The sequence below is a fragment of the Aquiflexum sp. genome, assembly GCF_041749095.1.
Taxonomy (GTDB): Bacteria; Bacteroidota; Bacteroidia; order Cytophagales; family Cyclobacteriaceae; genus Aquiflexum.
This window is the reverse complement of the sequence record NZ_JBGTCA010000564.1, coordinates 1-3628: the sequence shown is the minus strand read 5'-3', so window position 1 is coordinate 3628 and position 3628 is coordinate 1. Positions and strand designations below refer to the sequence as shown.

Here is a 3628-nt window from a genome sequence, read left to right as displayed (position 1 = left end):
TTGGATTTAAGTCTTTGAAAAATGTCAAAACCCTTTTTGCGGTTTCTTTTTCCTCACCGGAAATCTCAGGGTATTGGTGTAAAGTTTTTCTGAATTCGATGAGGGTTTTAAGGGTATCTTTTTCCATGGGTTTTTTCTTTGTGTCAAAAATAGAAGATTACAGCTACTTTATTTTACAAAATATTGGAGAAGATTGTTCCAATAAAGTGATTGAAGATTTTTGACTTTAGATTTCAGATTTAGTTTTATGCAGATATGCGGATTTTTGTTTAAACTGTGAATCTGGTAATCTATTTTTTTCAAGAACTTTTTTATATTGCCTTTGCTATCAACTTAATCCATTTGTCATGACTACACAACAAAAAGCTGCCATTGAGCAGGAAATCGAAGACCTAAAATCAAACCTTACAGGAGACATGTTTCAGGATATGGAAGCCCGGGACAGGATCCATAATCTGGAAATGCAACTGAAAGGTATAAAACCTAAGGACAGTCATTTTGACTGCATAGGTTGCGGAAGTTGACTTTTTTTACGAACCACAAAAGTTACAAAAGTGAACAAAATAAAGGATTAAAAGTGAATCTTTTGTTCGCTTTTGTTTCTTTTGTGGTTCAATCAAATTAATCTCTTCATTGGTTCAAATAATTTTTTACTCAAAAGTATAAACTTCGGCTAGATATCAGAATTTCTTCCGTCTCCTGTCTTCAGTCTCCCGTCTTCTTTAGTAATCCAGAAATGCCTTTTGTAAAGAAAAAGCTACATTCGTAACGAATTTTCCCAAAAATGACCAATTACAGATACTTCGTTATTTATAAACCTTTTGGTATTCTCAGTCAGTTTTCAGGGGATAAGGGCACATTGAAGGATATTGGAGATTTTCCAAAAGAAGTCTATCCTGTGGGGAGGTTGGATAAGGATTCGGAGGGACTGCTTTTATTGACGGATGACAAAGTCCTCAACCATCATTTGCTCGATCCCAAGTTTCGCCACATCAGGACTTACTTGGCCCAAGTAGAGGGGATTCCTGATGCTAAGTCGGTTCAATCATTGGAATCTGGCGTTGATATCAATATTGATGGTAAGTTATATAGGACGAAAAAAGCTTTTGCAAAACATTTGATGGAACCGCCAATATTACCGGAAAGAAACCCTCCCATCAGATATAGAAAATCCGTTCCTGATTCCTGGATAGAGCTGAAACTGATAGAAGGTAAAAACCGTCAGGTCCGTAAAATGACCGCCGCAGTTGGGTTACCCACATTGAGATTGGTCAGGTGGTCCATTGAATCCCTGAATATTGAAGGTTTTGAAGTTGGGGAGTTTAGAGAATATGAAAAAGAGGAATTATATAAATTATTAAATATAAAAATCAAAATGTGAGATGGGTCTGATCCTAAACAACACAGTCTTTTGAGGTATTCTATTTAAATGAACTAATTAAACACTTTACCCTCCCTACCATCCATCAATAAGGAAAATCAGAAATTGGGATAAAGGGTATTTTTGTTATAATTTAGCCCTCTTTAAGACATAAGACGTGAGATGTGAGACGTAAGACTTTAGAAATTAAACCAAACAAGTTTGATTTAAATAAAAAGGGATAGTCCTAAATACTATTTCTAATTATTTCTACCGTATTTCAACTGTATATCTCCTTATTTAAATAATTCAAATAATTAAATTAAAAATATTCCATGCATCAGGACAAGATCCAACAGGTCATTGAAGAAGTAAAAAAAGTAGTTGTAGGTCAGGACCGGATGGTCAATAGGTTGTTGATTGGCTTATTTACCAATGGGCACGTTCTATTGGAAGGTGTTCCGGGATTGGCGAAGACCTTGACGGTTAATACCTTGGCAAGGGTTTTACACCTCGATTTCAAAAGAATTCAGTTTACACCGGATTTGCTACCTTCGGATCTCGTGGGAACGATGATTTACAATCAACAGGAAGCAAGTTTTGAGGTCAAGAAAGGACCTATTTTCGCCAACATCATTTTAGCAGATGAAGTCAACAGGTCTCCTGCCAAAGTACAGTCGGCCTTATTGGAGGCCATGCAGGAAAAGCAAGTGACCATCGGTGAAACCACTTTTCAATTGGACAGACCATTTTTGGTATTAGCCACCCAAAACCCTGTAGATCAGGAAGGAACTTATCCTTTACCAGAAGCACAGGTGGATAGGTTTATGATGAAAGTTCATATTGACTACCCTTCCAAAGCAGACGAAATGGAAGTCATGCGCCGAATGGCCAATATGTCATTCAGTTCTGAAGTCAATGCAGTCCTTTCCAAAGAGGATATTTTTGCGATCAGGAATCAGATCAATGAAGTCAAAATAGCCGAGCCTTTGGAAAACTATATCATTGAATTGGTATTTGCCACGAGATCACCTGAAAAATATGGAATGAAAGACGAAGCCAAGTATATCCAATTTGGTGTATCACCAAGGGCAAGTATCAATTTACATTTGGCTTCCCGTGCTGCTGCCTATATGGATGGCCGGGATTATGTACTTCCTGAGGACATCAAAGCTGTGGCAGAAGATATATTAAATCATAGATTAATTCTCAATTATGAGGCGGAAGCTGACAATGTCAGCACCCGTGATCTGGTGCGTCTGTTTTTGGACAAAATTCCTATTAACAAATCCGTAACATTGAAATAGCTTAAAAACAAACTGATATTCGGATAAATCCTTTTTGTTTACGTCAAACGGTCATTGCAATATTAAAAAATTGTGATGACTGTTTTTTTTTGTCCACCTCTTATTAATGAATTGATAATTTTCACAACGCTCTCAATTAACATTTACTGTTGAATTTTGTGGAGTTAAAAATTGCTGCTGTACAAATTTTAAAACAAATGAAAAAACTAATTTACTTATCACTTCTTTCCTTCTTTATATTAGGCTTTGCAAGAGCCCAATCCGGAAGCATTAGAGGTGTCGTCACTGATGGACGAACTGGTGAGACAATTATCGGAGCCAATGTTAGAATCGAAGGGACCATGCTCGGGGTCGCCACAGGACTTGACGGAGATTTTGAGATTCCTAAAGTCGAACCTGGTAAGCACAACATTATCGTTTCCTTTATCTCATACAAGACGCTCAGGTTTGAGGATGTTTTGGTAGTCTCAGAAAAGGCAACGGTAATTGATGTGGTCTTAGATGAAGATCTTGATGACCTGAATGAAGTGGTTGTAATAGCCACAAGAGAAACAGGTTCGAACATTGCCATAGTATCTGAAATACGAAAATCACTTCAGGTTGTATCGGGTATTTCAGCAGATCAAATCAGACTTTCTCAGGATGGAAATGCCGCACAGGTAATGAAGCGTGTTTCCGGAGTGAGCATTGTTGACAACAAATTTGTCAGGGTTCGTGGTGTGGATGATCGCTACAATGTGGTAATGATCAACAATTCCATTGCCCCGACCACACAAGTAGATAAAAGAACTTTTTCTTTTGATCTGATACCAAGTGATAATCTTGACAGGATGTTGATTTATAAATCAGCTTCCCCAGAAGTTCCTGGTGATTTTGCTGGTGGAATGATCAAGGTCTTTACCAAGAATTCCCCTGATGATGATTTTATCAACATTGGTTTGGGAACAGGATACCGACAGAA

General features: G+C 37.5%; 4 protein-coding genes. All 4 read left to right on the top strand.

Features of this window, described 5'->3' with window-relative positions; all coding sequences use genetic code 11:
* Positions 1-347 precede the first annotated feature (347 nt).
* Positions 348-524: a hypothetical protein gene (locus ACEW8O_RS25200; protein WP_373497395.1), complete on the top strand. Its 177-nt coding sequence runs from the start codon at positions 348-350 to the stop codon at positions 522-524.
* A 260-nt stretch (positions 525-784) separates the two neighbouring features.
* Positions 785-1381 carry a pseudouridine synthase gene (locus ACEW8O_RS25195; protein WP_373497394.1) on the top strand — a complete coding sequence of 199 codons (597 nt, stop codon included), beginning with the start codon at positions 785-787 and terminating at the stop codon, positions 1379-1381.
* A gap of 314 nt (positions 1382-1695) precedes the next feature.
* The gene (locus ACEW8O_RS25190) at positions 1696-2667 is read left to right on the top strand and encodes an AAA family ATPase (protein ID WP_373497393.1); all 972 of its coding nucleotides are present in this window, start codon (positions 1696-1698) and stop codon (positions 2665-2667) included.
* A 197-nt stretch (positions 2668-2864) separates the two neighbouring features.
* Positions 2865-3628: carboxypeptidase-like regulatory domain-containing protein (locus tag ACEW8O_RS25185; RefSeq protein WP_373497392.1), on the top strand; the 764-nt coding region annotated here is incomplete at its 3' end.

What these genes read in the sequence shown, in the direction of transcription:
- ACEW8O_RS25200 (WP_373497395.1), top strand. Translation starts at nt 348, where the DNA reads ATGACTACACAACAAAAAGCTGCCATTGAGCAGGAAATCGAAGACCTA.
- ACEW8O_RS25195 (WP_373497394.1), top strand. Translation starts at nt 785, where the DNA reads ATGACCAATTACAGATACTTCGTTATTTATAAACCTTTTGGTATTCTC.
- ACEW8O_RS25190 (WP_373497393.1), top strand. Translation starts at nt 1,696, where the DNA reads ATGCATCAGGACAAGATCCAACAGGTCATTGAAGAAGTAAAAAAAGTA.